This window comes from Pseudomonas sp. BF-R-26, from assembly GCF_019947395.1.
Lineage (GTDB): Bacteria > Pseudomonadota > Gammaproteobacteria > Pseudomonadales > Pseudomonadaceae > Aquipseudomonas > Aquipseudomonas farris.
The window spans coordinates 88,744-102,828 of the sequence record NZ_JAGYGK010000003.1 but is presented as its reverse complement, the minus strand read 5'-3'; the positions used below and the strand labels follow the sequence as shown (position 1 = coordinate 102,828).

Annotated in this window: 14 protein-coding genes and 1 pseudogene; 5 read left to right on the top strand and 10 right to left on the bottom strand. The window is 59.1% G+C overall.

Translation table 11 applies throughout. The features are described 5' to 3' along the window. Positions 1-61: 61 nt before the first annotated feature. Positions 62-373: a hypothetical protein gene (locus KGB18_RS04660; RefSeq protein WP_052962914.1), complete on the top strand. Its 312-nt coding sequence runs from the start codon at positions 62-64 to the stop codon at positions 371-373. 36 nt (positions 374-409) lie between these two features. On the opposite strand, the gene KGB18_RS04655 is transcribed toward KGB18_RS04660, so the two are convergent. After that, positions 410-1,495 (bottom strand): fatty acid desaturase, encoded by a 1,086-nt coding sequence (locus tag KGB18_RS04655; protein ID WP_123719070.1) that lies wholly within the window; start codon positions 1,493-1,495, stop codon positions 410-412. A gap of 100 nt (positions 1,496-1,595) precedes the next feature. On the opposite strand from KGB18_RS04655, the gene KGB18_RS04650 reads away from it, so the two are divergent. Further along, positions 1,596-2,600: an AraC family transcriptional regulator gene (locus KGB18_RS04650; protein ID WP_223569465.1), complete on the top strand. Its 1,005-nt coding sequence runs from the start codon at positions 1,596-1,598 to the stop codon at positions 2,598-2,600. Between the two features lie 153 nt (positions 2,601-2,753). Here the strand turns inward: KGB18_RS04650 and KGB18_RS04645 are convergent, their stop codons facing one another. Then, the gene (locus KGB18_RS04645) at positions 2,754-3,119 is read right to left on the bottom strand and encodes a response regulator (RefSeq protein ID WP_030131593.1); all 366 of its coding nucleotides are present in this window, start codon (positions 3,117-3,119) and stop codon (positions 2,754-2,756) included. Positions 3,120-3,237: 118 nt separating this feature from the next. Next, positions 3,238-3,924 carry a Crp/Fnr family transcriptional regulator gene (locus tag KGB18_RS04640; protein ID WP_123719068.1) on the bottom strand — a complete coding sequence of 229 codons (687 nt, stop codon included), beginning with the start codon at positions 3,922-3,924 and terminating at the stop codon, positions 3,238-3,240. 85 nt (positions 3,925-4,009) lie between these two features. Between KGB18_RS04640 and KGB18_RS04635 the strand changes: the two genes are divergently transcribed. Beyond that, positions 4,010-4,528, top strand: coding sequence for a DUF962 domain-containing protein (locus KGB18_RS04635; protein ID WP_050682814.1), 519 nt, complete (start codon positions 4,010-4,012; stop codon positions 4,526-4,528). A 90-nt stretch (positions 4,529-4,618) separates the two neighbouring features. On the opposite strand, the gene KGB18_RS04630 is transcribed toward KGB18_RS04635, so the two are convergent. The 6 genes and pseudogenes from KGB18_RS04630 to KGB18_RS04605 all read right to left on the bottom strand — a co-directional run. After that, positions 4,619-5,608 carry a sulfate/molybdate ABC transporter ATP-binding protein gene (locus KGB18_RS04630; protein ID WP_123357244.1) on the bottom strand — a complete coding sequence of 330 codons (990 nt, stop codon included), beginning with the start codon at positions 5,606-5,608 and terminating at the stop codon, positions 4,619-4,621. 3 nt (positions 5,609-5,611) lie between these two features. Further along, positions 5,612-6,481: a sulfate ABC transporter permease subunit CysW gene (gene cysW / locus KGB18_RS04625; protein ID WP_052962920.1), complete on the bottom strand. Its 870-nt coding sequence runs from the start codon at positions 6,479-6,481 to the stop codon at positions 5,612-5,614. Positions 6,482-6,493: 12 nt separating this feature from the next. After that, entirely contained in the window at positions 6,494-7,312 is an 819-nt protein-coding gene (gene cysT / locus KGB18_RS04620) for a sulfate ABC transporter permease subunit CysT (protein ID WP_033058556.1), read from the bottom strand. A gap of 238 nt (positions 7,313-7,550) precedes the next feature. After that, a complete protein-coding gene (locus KGB18_RS04615) occupies positions 7,551-8,564 on the bottom strand; it encodes a sulfate ABC transporter substrate-binding protein (RefSeq protein WP_123719067.1) in 1,014 nt (337 codons plus the stop codon). A 144-nt stretch (positions 8,565-8,708) separates the two neighbouring features. Beyond that, a complete protein-coding gene (gene oscA, locus KGB18_RS04610) occupies positions 8,709-8,891 on the bottom strand; it encodes a sulfur starvation response protein OscA (RefSeq protein WP_123719066.1) in 183 nt (60 codons plus the stop codon). Positions 8,892-9,192: 301 nt separating this feature from the next. After that, positions 9,193-9,855, bottom strand: a pseudogene (locus tag KGB18_RS04605) (EAL domain-containing protein); the annotation flags it as partial. 147 nt (positions 9,856-10,002) lie between these two features. Between KGB18_RS04605 and desA the strand changes: the two are divergent. Both desA and KGB18_RS04595 read left to right on the top strand, forming a co-directional pair. Further along, on the top strand, positions 10,003-11,187 hold the full coding sequence (gene desA / locus KGB18_RS04600) for a delta-9 fatty acid desaturase DesA (RefSeq protein WP_007899628.1): 1,185 nt from the start codon (positions 10,003-10,005) through the stop codon (positions 11,185-11,187). A 238-nt stretch (positions 11,188-11,425) separates the two neighbouring features. After that, on the top strand, positions 11,426-12,415 hold the full coding sequence (locus tag KGB18_RS04595) for a GGDEF domain-containing protein (protein WP_223569464.1): 990 nt from the start codon (positions 11,426-11,428) through the stop codon (positions 12,413-12,415). A 285-nt stretch (positions 12,416-12,700) separates the two neighbouring features. Here KGB18_RS04595 and gabT read toward each other — a convergent pair whose 3' ends face one another. Next, on the bottom strand, positions 12,701-13,978 hold the full coding sequence (gabT, locus tag KGB18_RS04590) for a 4-aminobutyrate--2-oxoglutarate transaminase (RefSeq protein ID WP_008068635.1): 1,278 nt from the start codon (positions 13,976-13,978) through the stop codon (positions 12,701-12,703). Positions 13,979-14,085: the final 107 nt, after the last annotated feature.

Genomic DNA, 14,085 nt, shown 5'->3' with positions numbered 1-14,085 from the left:
ATCAGCACTTTGTATCAATGGACAGTGCGATTGCACTTCAACACACTCAGGAAGAGTACCTATGAATTCAATTACCAAGCCGCTGATTTACCTGCTACTGCTGTCAGCATCATTTCCGCTCTTCGCTGCGCCACCTAAGGACGCAGCCAAGGTTGAACTTGAGATCAAAAACAAAACCAGCTTTCCTCTGCAGGTTTTTCAGGGACAGTGGAGAAGAGTCGTACTGCCAGGTGATCGCCTTCAAACCCAAGACTACAAAAACGCCACCATTACGATTTCCACCTCCACCCCCGACGCCGCAATAAGGTTCGTCACCCTGAGCAATGCCAAGGGCTGTAAAGCACAAACCTGCATGCTGATTACAGGTAACTGAGCAGACCTTTCGGCGGTGAACACCACATGCTGAAAGTTATGACGACCGGGTAAATTTTGTTCCCACACAAAGCGTGGGAACATCCCGGGCTTGAACCGTCAACCGGTTCGCTCGCCCGAACGTGCCGAAATCATTGAACCGCACGCCCATCTCGCGCATCACCTTATGCGCCACCGGGACGGTCATCTGGCGGATATAAAACGGTTCTTTCACCACAAAATGATGGATCCCGTGGCTGCTGCCAAAATTGAAGCAGAACGCCTGCAACGGCCACATCCACCAAGGGTTCAACACCTGCGTTTGCTGGATCACATTGCCGGGTTCCACGTCACCGTAGTAGTGCATGTTCGAGCTGACAAAATGCAGGCAGAACGTGCGCAACACGTTCGGGCCGATGATCACCACGGCAGCGATGTCGATCACCTGCATCATCGTCAATGTAGTCGCCGACCATTCGATAGGCGCACCCAACAGATGCGCAATGCCATTGGCGGCGTGAAAACCGAGAAACACGTACCACGCCCCCCAATGCACCAGCGCCAGTGGCGCATAGACTTTCAGAGAACGCTTGATGATGCTGAACTTGTGCGCCCAGGTCCTGGCCCGCAGCATGCGGATGAACGCAGACATCACGTTGTCGCCGACCATCAACAGCCGCGCGATGCCCCAGGGCTCACCGTTGGTGATCGCCCGCTCTTCCATGTCGGCTTCGCTGCCGGACACCTTGTGATGGTTGAGGTGCAAATGGCGGCGGATCCAGGGGTTGATGGTGCTCGGTCGCGCCAGCCACACCAGACCCATCATCAGGTTGTGCGGCACGCGCTGTTTGCGGAAGTACATGCTGTGGATCAGGTCATGCTCCAGCTCGTGGGTCAGCGAAGCAAAAAACGCGTTGAGTAGCAGGCATACCCACCAAGCCATGTACCCGGTGATGTACAGCGCTGCGGAACCGATCATCCCGGCCAAGGCGAAGGCCAGAATGCCCGCACCCAAGGCGTCCTGATGGTTGAGAATCGGGTAGCGTTGACGCAGTTCGACGCCTTTGGCCAATACCACCTCGCGAATATGCGCTGATCGCTGTGCTGCATTCAGTCGCTGGGGACTTGCAGAAGTACCGTCCATGCTTCCATCCTCTGGTTATTGATGTTCGCATCCTGCCCCGTGATGCTTTACTGAGCGGTAGCCGTGAACGCCAACCTGTTGACCGGACGCGCCAATCAACATGACAGAACCGACCTCCCTCGCCAGCTGGACCCGCGCTCTGCGCAAGCAGCTCGATGCGCTGGGGCTCGACAGCACCGCCCTGTGCCAACAGGCGGGGCTCGACCCGCAGTTGATGGACGACCCGAACGCCCGTTACCCGTTGTCCGCTACCACGCGCCTGTGGCAAATCGCGGTGCAGGTCAGCGGCGATCCGGCGATTGGCTTGCGGGTGTCGCGTTTCGTCAGCCCCACCACGTTTCATGCGTTGGGTTATGCGTTGGTGGCCAGCGGCAGCCTGCGGGAAGTCTTCGAGCGCATCGTGCGTTATCACCAAGTGGTCAGTAACGCGCTGGATCTGGAGCTTATCCGCGCGGAGGATCGCTACTACTTCCGCCTGAAAATCCCCCAAGGCAACCCCGCGCCAGCCTTCGAAGCCATTGATGCCTTCGCGGCGATTTACGTGCGCACTTGCCGCAATCGCTTGGGCCGTGACTACGCCCCGCTGGCGGTTTACCTGCGTCGTCCGGAACCTGCCGACCCGCATCAATGGCACAAAGTGTTCCGCTCGCCGGTGTATTTCAACGCCGATGAAGACCGACTGGAGTTCGCTCTGCTGGATTTCGACAGCCACCTGGACGACGCCAACCCGGAACTGGCGGAGCACAACGAAACAGTGCTCAAACGCACCCTGGCGCAACTCAAACCGCTGACTTGGGAGCGCAAGGTTCGCGACGCCATTGAAGAGCAATTACCCGAAGGCGAACCGGCGGCCGAACGCATCGCCGAGGCGCTGCACTTGAGTCTGCGCAGCCTGCAACGGCACCTGGCGGACGAAGGTTGTCGGTTCGATACGCTGCTCAACGAAAGCCGGGAAAACCTGGCGCTACTGCACCTGCGCGACCCGCTGTGCTCGCTGGGTGAGATCAGTTATCTGCTGGGGTTCGCCGACACCAGCAGCTTCAGCCGCGCGTTCAAACGCTGGACCGGGATGACGCCGGGGCAGTTTCGGGATGGCTTGCGGTGACAGATCCGAGAGGTGTGTTGAGTTTTCCGGCCTCTTCGCGGGCAAGCCCGCTCCCACAGGTTTTTCGGTTGCTCACAAAACTGTGACTCACCCAGAACCACTGTGGGAGCGGGCTTTCCCGCGATAGCAATTTCTCAAACACCACTGAAACCGCTATCGCCCGCGATCCCGCCGCAACAGCTTGCGCACCCGCTTCACCAGTTCACTGACGGCAAACGGCTTGAGCAGGTAATCATCCTCATGCAACTCCAGCCCGCGCAGGCGATCTTCGATGCCGTCCTTGGTGGTGAGGAGCAGCACCGGTGTGTCGCCGAGCTTGCGGATCTGCTGCAGCAACTGCCAGCCGTTGAGCCCCGGCAGCATCACGTCGAGGATGATCAATTCGTACTCGCCGGACTCGATAAAGCGCCGGCCGTCCATGCCATTGAGCGCCACGTCCACCGCGTAACTCGCTTCGCTCAGGCCTTTGGCCAGGAGACTGGCGGTCTCGGGTTCGTCTTCCACTAGCAATACACGCATGGCACACCTCGATTATCGTCGTCACAGGCTAGGCGCGTTCATGGATAAAGCCTACCTATAACGTCGGTTGTTAAAAGATCGCAGGCTTCCCAGCTCCTACATAGGGCAGCGATCTTTTTTAAATCACCGCCAACGCTCGCAACCGCAGCGCATCCAGAATCTCGATCTCGCCATACTTGAGGTTCAGAATCCCTTGCCCCTGCAAATCCTTGAGGAGCTGGTTGGTGGTCTGGCGCGACAGCGACAACATTGACGCCAGTTGCTCCTGAGGCAGTTGCAGAACACGGCGCGGTGGGTCGATTTCACCGTAACCCTCGGCGATCATCAGCAAGCGATGGGCCAGGCGCGCCGGCGCTGGCATCAGGCTGAGCTGTTCGAGGTTGATGAAGGTCAGGCGCAGTTTGTGGCTCATCAGCAACGCCAGTTGCCGCCAGTAAACCGGTTGTTGGTCGAGCAATTTCAGCAGCGTCACCTGCGGGATGTGCAACAGGGTGCACTGGCCAACGGCGTAGGCATCGTGGGTTCGCGGCTGGCCATCGAACAGGCAGATTTCGCCGAACCAGTGCGGCGCTTCCACCAGGCTCAGCAGCGCTTCCTTGCCCTGCTCGCTCACCGCGCCAATGCGCACCGAACCTTCGAGCACTGCATACAGCCCGCACGGCGGATCACCGCGTTTGAATAGCAGTTGCCCCGACGGCAGGCGCCGAACCCGGGCCGCAGCCAGCAGACTATCCTGTAAAGGAACAGGTAAATGACTGAACCACTGCCCCGTATCCAGGCGCGAACGCCAAACCTGCATGCCCATGAAAACTCCTGGAGATTGTCGCCTGGCTGACAGAGCGAGAGATGAAGCCCGGGGCATCATCCATCACCCTACAGGAGGAATAACAATGAAAAGCCTCGTTGACCATCTCAGTCAATACGCCGCCTACCACCGTGACCCGCGCAATATTGCCAGCCACTTTATCGGTATCCCGCTGATTGTAGTGGCGGTCGCGGTGTTGCTGTCGCGGCCGCAATGGGGCGGAGGCTGGATTTCGCCGGCGGTGCTGGTCGCGATGGCATCGGCGTGGTTTTACCTGCGTCTGGAGGTGCGTCTCGGGGTGTTGATGACCGTGTTGCTCGGTCTGTGCATTTGGGCGGGTCAGGTTCTCGCGCAGCAAAGTACGCTGGTCTGGCTGGCCAGCGGCATCGGGATGTTTGTGGTGGGGTGGGCGATTCAGTTTGTCGGTCATCACTACGAGGGACGCAAACCGGCGTTTGTCGATGATGTGACGGGGTTGATTGTCGGGCCGTTGTTTGTAGTGGTTGAGTTGGCGTTTTTGCTGGGGTTGCGGCATGAGCTGAAAGAGCAGATCGAGGCTCGGGCGGGGGGTGTGCGTTTGCGTCAGAAAAACGCAGCGGTGTAGGACGCCATCGCGGGCAAGCCCGCTCCCACAGTGATCTGTGTCGCTCACAAATCCCCTGTGGGAGCGGGCTTGCCCGCGATGCTTTTGCTTTTAAAGGTTGGCGACTTTCTGCCAGACCTTCGGTTTGAAGAACAACGTCTCACCCTTCGCCAATCCAACCAGGCTGTCGTGATCCTTCACCACTTCGGCTTCGATCAGCTCGCTCTGGCCTTCGACCTTCAGCGTCACCCGCGTGGTGGCGCCCAGCGGACGAATATCCCGCACTTCAGCCGCGTGGTGGTCTTCCAGTTCATGCCGCGACAGCGACACTTCGTGTGGACGGAACAGCACATGCCGGTCTTCGCCCAAATGCAGACGGTTCGAATCACCGAGGAAGTGATAAACGAAATCGCTGGCCGGGTTTTCGTAGACGTCGCCTGGTGAGCCGATCTGCTCGATCACACCCTTGTTCATCACCACGATACGGTCGGCGACTTCCATCGCCTCTTCCTGGTCGTGGGTCACGAACACCGAGGTCAGGTTGATGTCTTCGTGCAGCCGTGCGAGCCAGCGACGCAGCTCTTTACGGACCTTGGCGTCGAGGGCGCCGAAGGGTTCGTCGAGCAGCAAGACTTTTGGTTCCACCGCTAGGGCGCGGGCCAACGCGATGCGCTGACGCTGGCCGCCGGAGAGTTGTTCCGGGTAGCGATCGGCCAACCAATCCAGCTGCACCATGTTCAGCAGTTCGTGGACTTTCACCGCGATCTGGCTTTCATTCGGACGCTGGTTTTTCGGCTTCATGCGCAGGCCGAATGCGACGTTGTCGAACACCGTCATGTGCCGGAACAGAGCGTAGTGCTGGAACACGAAACCGACATTGCGATCACGCACGTCGTGGCCGGAAACGTCTTCACCATGGAACACGATGTTGCCCTGATCCGGAGTTTCCAGGCCGGCGATGATCCGCAGTAATGTGGTCTTGCCGCAGCCGGACGGCCCCAGCAGCGCCACCAGCTCGCCGCTTTGAATGTCCAGGCTGATGTTGTCCAGCGCCTTGAACGCGTGGAAGTTCTTGCTGACGTTACGCACTTCGATCGACATGACTTATTCCTCCGCGGCGCTGGCGCGCAGGCGGTTAATACGGTTTTCGCTCCACTGCTTGAGCAGCAGGATGAAGAGCGCCAGGATCAGCAACAGGCTCGCCACGGCGAACGCGGCCACGTGGTTGTATTCGTTGTAGAGGATCTCGACGTGCAGCGGCAGGGTGTTGGTCACCCCGCGAATGTGCCCGGAAACCACCGACACCGCACCGAACTCACCCATGGCCCGGGCCGTACACAGCACCACGCCATAGATCAGGCCCCATTTGATATTGGGAACGGTGACGTGCCAGAACATCTGCCAGCCATTAGCGCCGAGCAGGCGCGCGGCCTCTTCTTCCTGAGTACCTTGTTCCTGCATCAGCGGGATCAACTCACGGGCCACGAACGGCACGGTGACGAAAATCGTCGCCAGCACGATGCCCGGCAAGGCGAAGACGATCTGGATGTCGTGGTCCTGCAACCACGGGCCGAACAGCCCCTGGGCGCCGAACATCAACACGTAGACCAGACCTGCGATCACCGGCGACACCGAGAACGGCAGGTCGATCAGGGTCACCAGCATGCTCTTGCCGCGGAACGAGTATTTGCTCACGCACCACGCCGCGCTGACACCGAACACCAGGTTCAACGGCACCGAAATCAGCACCGCGATCACGGTGAGTTTCAGCGCCGACAAGGCGTCTGGCTCAAAGATCGCGGTGAAGAACGCACCCAGGCCCAGCTTCAGGCCCTGGGACACCACGATGAACAGCGGCAACAACAGAAACAGCGCAAATACTAACCAGCCGAGGCCGATGAGGATTCGCCGCGACGTGGCGCTGCCACGTCGGGCGGCGTTCGAGGAGGCTGCTGCAATAGACGATTGGGACATGTTCGCGCCTCCTTATGGGGTTTCGATGCGCCGCTGCAGCAAGTTGATCAGCAGCAACAGGACAAAGGAAACCACCAGCATCAGTACACCAATAGAGGTGGCGCCGGTGTAATCGTACTGGTCGAGTTTGACCATGATCAGCAGCGGCAAAATCTCGGTTTTCATCGGCATGTTGCCGGCGATGAAAATCACCGAACCGTACTCGCCGACCCCGCGGGCAAAGGCCAAGGCGAAACCGGTGAGCCAGGCTGGCAGCAGCGCGGGCACCAGAATATGGCGGAAAACCTGCAACGGTTTTGCCCCAAGGCAGGCCGCCGCCTCTTCCACTTCACGCGGGATATCAGCCAGTACAGGCTGTACCGTACGTACTACGAATGGAAGCGTCACGAAAGTCAGCGCCAGGGTGATGCCAAGGGGGGTGTAGGCGATCTTGAAGCCCAAGTCCGCAGCGAACTGACCCACCAGACCGGTAGGGGTGTACAGCGCGGTCAGAGCGATACCGGCCACCGCGGTGGGCAAAGCAAAGGGCAGGTCGATCATCGCGTCGATGACTTTGCGCCCTGGGAAGGTGTAGCGCACCAGCACCCAGGCCAGCAGCGTGCCAATGATGCCGTTGATGATCGCGGCATAGAGCGCGGTGCCGAAGCTCAGCTTCAACGCCGCCAGCACCCGTGGCGCCGAGATGATGGCCCAGAACTGGTCCCAGGTAAGTTGGGCGGCATGCACGAACATCGCCGCCAGTGGAATGAGCACAATCAGGCTGAGGTACACCAAGGTGTAGCCCAGCGTCAGCCCGAAGCCGGGTATGACGGGGGAGATACGACGCGACATAAAAGTCCTTGGTTGAAAACGCGCTAAGCCCCGACGGTGAAATCGGGGCCTGTTGGCTAATGCCAGCCAGTTAAGGATTTGGACACCACAGCCCCTGTGAGAGCGAGCCTGCTCGCGATAGCGGCGGGTCAGCCAACATTTATGCTGAATGTACCGCCGTCATCGCGAGCAGGCTCGCTCCCACAGGTTCAGCACCTTAACTGACTGGAATCAGGTCCATTGACTGATCCATTTCAGGTTACTGCGCCTGATAAATCTGGTCGAACACGCCACCGTCATTGAAGAATTTCGGTTGCGCGGTTTTCCAGCCACCGAAGTCCTTGTCGATGGTCACCAGCTCCAGTGTCGGGAACTGTTTGGCGTACTTGGCGGCCACGTCCTTGTCACGTGGACGATAGAAGTTTTTCGCCGCGATTTCCTGGCCGGCCGGGCTGTACAGGTGTTTGAGGTACGCCTCGGCGATGTCGGTGTTGCCCTTTTTCTCGGCGTTCTTGTCGACCACGGCCACCGGTGGTTCGGCAAGGATCGACAGCGAAGGCACGACGATGTCGAACTTGTCAGCGCCGCCGTCTTCTTTCAACGCCAGGAAGGCCTCGTTTTCCCAGGCCAGCAACACGTCGCCCTGACCGTTGTTGACGAAGGTGATGGTCGAGCCGCGAGCACCGGTGTCCAGCACAGGCACGTGTTTGAACAGGGTCTGCACGTACTCTTTGGCCTTGGCTTCGTTGCCGCCGTTGGCTTTCAGGCCATAGGCCCAGGCCGCGAGGAAGTTCCAGCGTGCGCCGCCGGAGGTTTTCGGGTTCGGGGTGATGACTTCCACGCCGTTCTTGGTCAGGTCGCCCCAGTCCTTGATGCCTTTCGGGTTGCCCTTGCGCACCAGGAACACGATGGTCGAGGTGTAAGGCGTGCTCGCTTCCGGCAGACGCTTCTGCCAGTCGACCGGCAGGCTCTTGCCGAGTTTGGCGACTTCATCGATGTCGCCGGCCAGGGCCAGGGTCACCACGTCGGCCCGCAGACCGTCGATCACCGCCCGACCCTGCTTGCCCGAACCACCGTGGGACTGCTGGATTTTCACGTTGTCGCCAGCGTGGTCCTTTTTCCAGAAGTTGATGAACTCGGCGTTGTATTCCTGGTACAGCTCACGGGTCGGGTCATACGACACGTTGAGCAGCTCGTAATCCTTGGCAACCGCGGAACCAGCAAAAAGGGCACTGGCCAGGGCGGCCAAAGCAAAATGACGAATCGACGACATGGTGAAAGCTCCTGGAATTCTTGATGTGTTGGCTTTTTCTTATGGTCTGGAACGGGTTGCCTGTTCAAAGATCGCAGCGTTCGAAAGCGCCTAATATCAGCCTCCCGTAGGAGCCGCCGAAGGCTGCGATCTTTTGATCTTGCTTCAGCTCGATTTGTTGTTCGGGTTCTGCAACCGGAATTTCTCTTTGCGTTCGATCTGAACCACCTGGGCGTTGTGCACAGTGATTTCCACCGCACCAAAGCGCAGATCGCGCAAGGCGCTCTGGATCTCACGCAAAATGGTGGCTTCGTCCTGCCCGTCAACACTACGTAGGGATGCGCTCATGGTGCTGCTCCTTTAATGAGAGATGCCTGGCAGTGGCGGGCACTGCTTACGGCGTAGGGGCAATAGTAGATAGGCGCTGATATTCTTAAAAAGACTATTTAAGAATGTTTATATAACCATAATGAATTAATTGATAAGGCAAGGGTTTGCGGGGGACAAGGGGCGCACAAAACCCTGTGGCGAGGGGGCTTGCCCCCGTTCGGCTGCGTAGCAGACGCAAAAATTGGGGGCCGCTACTCGACCCAACGGGGGCAAGCCCCCTCGCCACAAAAAGCAGATCAAGCGCTCAGCCAATCGTTGGCGACGAATAGCCTGTGCCGAAGTCATCGATGGCCAGCCGCACGCCCAACTCGCGCAAGCGATGCATCTGCTCCAGCGCCACTTCCGGGTCTTCCATTACTGCGCTTTCAGTGACCTCCAGCTCCAGATAGGCCGGATCCAGGCCCGTGTCGTGCAGCACGTGAGCCACCTGCTGATACAACTCGCGCCGGGCGAACAGGCGAGAAGAAATGTTCACCGCGACAAACGACAACACCACGCCCGCCACTTGCCACTGGCACATCTGCTGGCAGGCCTGGCGCATGATCCAGGCATCGATCTCGGCAATCAGCCCGGTGCGTTCGGCAATGGGGATGAATTCAGCCGGCGACACCAGCCCACGTTGCGGATGCTCACGGGTGCAATCGAACACCGCTGCCGCCTGACGCAAACGCTCCCGGTCTGCATTGCGCTCACGCAATTTGGCGCCGACACCCAGGCAGCGAAACAATCGTGCCCGTGCAATGAAGATCAGCCCGGCGCTGAACGCCACCCAGGCATAACCGTTGATCAGTTGCCAGCGCAGCAGGTCGGTGGAACTATCGAAGAACCTGTTCAGTAAATAACCACTAAACTGGAGCCAGGCTACGGAAAGCACCAGATAGAGCAGCGCTGCACGCAAAGCATCGCGATAGGTGGCCGACATGAGAGCCTCCATGTCCCTACAAAAAGGCTGGAATTATAGATTAAAGAAACATCCAGCCACTCTTATCTGAAAGGGCGACTGGTTTTATCTGTGGGCTAAGTGATAATGCAACGGCTGTTTTTTTCTTTATCGAGGGTCCTATAGGCTATGTGGTACGAAGGTTTTCTTGGCTTATCGCCCTGGTCACTGGTGGCAGTCACCCTACTGATGACCCACGTGACGATCGTCGGCGTCACGGTTTATCTGCATCGTTATTCAGCCCATCGCTCGCTTGAGCTCAATGCCGGCCTGAAACATTTCTTCCGCTTCTGGCTGTGGTTAACCACGGCGCAGAACACCCGCGAGTGGACGGCTATCCACCGCAAGCATCACGCCAAATGCGAAACCGTCGATGACCCGCACAGCCCGGTCATCAAGGGGTTGTCCACCGTTCTGCGCAAAGGCGCCGAGCTGTACCGCGCCGAAGCGGAAAACCCCGAGACCCTGCGCATCTACGGCAAAAACTGTCCCGAAGACTGGATCGAACGCAACCTCTACAGCCGCTTCCCGCTGCTGGGCGTGGCGATCATGGGCGTCATCGACCTGCTGCTGTTCGGCACCATCGGTATCACCATCTGGGCCATCCAGATGATGTGGATCCCGGTGTGGGCCGCCGGCGTGGTCAATGGCCTGGGCCATGCCATCGGCTACCGCAACTTCGAATGCCGCGATGCGGCGACCAATCTGGTGCCCTGGGGCATCCTGATCGGCGGCGAAGAACTGCATAACAACCATCACACCTACCCTAACTCCGCCAAACTCTCGGTGAAGAAATGGGAATTCGACCTCGGCTGGGCCTGGATCCAGGTCTTCAGCTTCCTGCGTCTGGCCAAGGTCCAGCGGGTTGCACCGATCGCCCACCGTGTCGAAGGCAAAGGCAGCCTGGACATGGACACCGCCATGGCGATCCTCAACAACCGCTTCCAGATCATGGCTCAGTACCGCAAGCTGGTGATCGCGCCGCTGGTCAAGCAAGAGCTGGAAAAGGTCGATCACTCCGTCCGTCACCAGTTCCACCGGGCCAAGCGTTTGCTGTCGCGGGAAACCAGCCTGCTGGACGATAAGCACCATATGCGCATCCAGACCATGCTCGAGCACAGCCAGGCGCTGAAGGTAATTTACGAAAAACGCCTGGCCTTGCAACAGATCTGGGTCAAGACCAGCTCAAATGGTCACGACATGCTGGCTGCTATCAAGGATTGGGTACACGAGGCCGAGGCCAGCGGGATTCAATCCCTGCGTGATTTCGCCGACCAGTTGAAAACCTACTCCCTTCGCCCTGCCAACGCCTGATCCTCTGTGGCGAGGGGGCTTGCCCCCGTTCGGCGGCGAAGCCGTCGCAAAACCTGACGACGCGTTTTACCCGTAAAAACGCGTCGTCAATTCAAGCAGCCATACCGCCCAGCGGGCCCCTGCCCCCCAAGCGGGAACTTCGCTCCAAATCCCCTATCTCAAAGACACTTCGCCATCCAGGCGGGCTTTGTTCTCGGCCGCTGTCGACATAGCGGCACGCCCTTTGAGATTTGTGCCGATGGTTAATAAAAGCCTACAAGACACATCCCTTCCCCAGTGGCCCGAGGCCGCGCAAACGCTGATGGCGCTGATGCATGCCCAGGGTGAAGTGGCACGCCTGAGCGAACGCGAACAGCTGTTCAGCTCGCTGCTGGTCAGCGTCAACGCCGTGCTTTGGGCATTCAACTGGGAAACCCGTCAGGTGCTCTACGTCAGCCCGGCCTATGACCGGATTTTTGGCCGCCCCGCCGGCCTGTTGCTGTCCGACTTCAACCACTGGCGCGACAGCGTCTATCCCGACGATCTGGACTACGCCGAGCGCAGCCTCGCCCAAGTGCTGGTCAAAGGCGCCGTCGAAGATCGCGAATACCGCATCATCGCCGCCGACGGCCAGGTGCGCTGGCTCAGCGACAAGTGTTTCATCAACCGTCAGGCCGAGCCGGGCCAACCGCTGATCATCGTCGGCATTGCCGAAGACATCACCGAGAAAAAGCAGATGGAAGCCGAGCTGCAACGCCTGGCCAGCACCGATGTGTTGACCCAAAGCAGCAATCGCCGACACTTCTTCGAATGCGCGAATCACGAATTCGAGCAGGCGCGGTTGAACGGCGCGCCAATGGCGTTCCTGTTGCTGGACATTGATGACTTCAAAGTGGTCAACGACACCTACGGCCATCAAGAGGGCGATAAGGTGCTGCAACGCATCGCCGAGAGCGGTCGCGCGGCGCTGCGGCGTGGTGATCTGTTCGGACGGATCGGCGGTGAGGAATTCGCAGCGGTGTTTCCCGGCTGTGCACCGGACATGGCCATGCAAGTGGCCGAGCGCCTGCAACGGGAAATTCAGCGGTTAAGCTTCAGCCATGACGACCAGACCTTCGGCATCACCGTCAGCCAGGGCCTGAGCAGCCTCACACACGAGGATGAAAGCATCGACACCCTGTTCGCCCGCGCTGATGCGGCGATGTACCAGGCCAAGCGTCAGGGCAAGAACCGGATTATCTCTGGCTGAGCTCGAATCGAAACTCAACGCAAAACTTGTGGGAGCGGGCTTGCCCGCGATAGCGGACTATCAGCCTACATCAATGCTGAATGTCAGACCCTCATCGCGGGCAAGCCCGCTCCCACAAGGTTTTGCGTGAAGCTTATTTTTTGCGCAAACGCATCAACTCCGGCAATCCGATCTTGAGCAATCGTGCTGTACGGCTTTTGGACAGTTCAATGCCCCCCTGATGTTTTCAAGCGACATAAAAAAACCCGCCGAAGCGGGTTTTTTGTCGATCAGATCACAAATGGATCAGAGCTCGGCGAAGCACTCTTCGATGATCGCCAGGCCTTTGTCCAGTTGCTCGTCCGGCGAGGTCAGCGGTACCAGTACGCGCAGAACGTTGCCATAGGTGCCACACGACAGCAGGATCAGGCCCTTATCACGAGCCTTGGCCACAACCGATGCCACGGCAGCAGCGTTAGGCTTGTGGCTGTCGCCGTCGACGAACAGCTCGACCGCGATCATCGCGCCCAAGGCACGCACTTCGCCGATGACCGGGTACTTGGCCTGGATGGCTTTCAGGCCAGTCACCAGACGCTCGCCGACCGCTTTGCAGCGATCCAGCAGGTGTTCTTCTTCGAACACTTCCATCACGGCCAGGGCCGCGGCGCAAGCGATCGGGCTACCGGCGTAAGTACCGCCCAAGCCGCCTGGAGCGATGGCGTCCATGTATTCGGCCTTGCCGCACACACCGGCCAGCGGGAAGCCGCCAGCGATGGATTTGGCGAAGGTGGTCAGGTCGGCGGCAACGCCCATTTGTTCCATGGCGAAGAAAGTGCCGGTACGGCCAGCGCCAGTCTGCACTTCGTCCGCGATCAACAGAATGCCGTGCTGGTCGCACAGGGCGCGCAGACGCTTCATGAACTCTTTAGGCGCGACGTAGAAACCACCTTCGCCCTGAACCGGCTCGATGATGATTGCAGCGATGTCACGCGGCTCTGCGTCGTTTTTGAAGATGCGCTCGATGCTGGCGATCGAATCGTCGATGCTCACACCGTGCAATTCGTTAGGGTACAGCGCGCGGAAGATGCCGCCTGGCATCAGGCCCATGCCGGCCGAGTAAGGCACGACTTTACCGGTCAGGCCCAGGGTCATCATGGTGCGACCGTGGTAAGCGCCAGTGAACGCGATCACGCCGGCACGGCCAGTGGCAGCGCGGGCGATCTTGATGGAGTTTTCCACGGCTTCGGAGCCGGTGGTCACCAGCAGGGTTTTCTTGGCGAAATCACCCGGCACCTTGGCGTTGATTTTTTCGCACACTTCCACGTATGGCTCGTAGGCCAGTACCTGAAAGCAGGTGTGGGTCAGCTTGTTCAGCTGTTCGGTCACGGCGGCGATGATTTTCGGGTGCACGTGACCGGTGTTCAGCACAGCGATACCGCCGGCGAAGTCGATGAACTCGCGACCTTCAACGTCGGTCACGGTGGCGTTCTTCGCGGACTCGGCGAAGATCGGGTGAATCTGGCCAACACCGCGCGGTACAGCGGCTTCACGGCGTTTCATCAGGGATGCGTTCGTCTTGCTCATAGTGTCCTCATTCACCGCTCATCGGGCGGCGTGGTTCAAGGAAAATGCGGCGGGGAGGTAACTACGGCAGCATGCGATGATCGACTGCCACAGCTTTCCCGGCCACA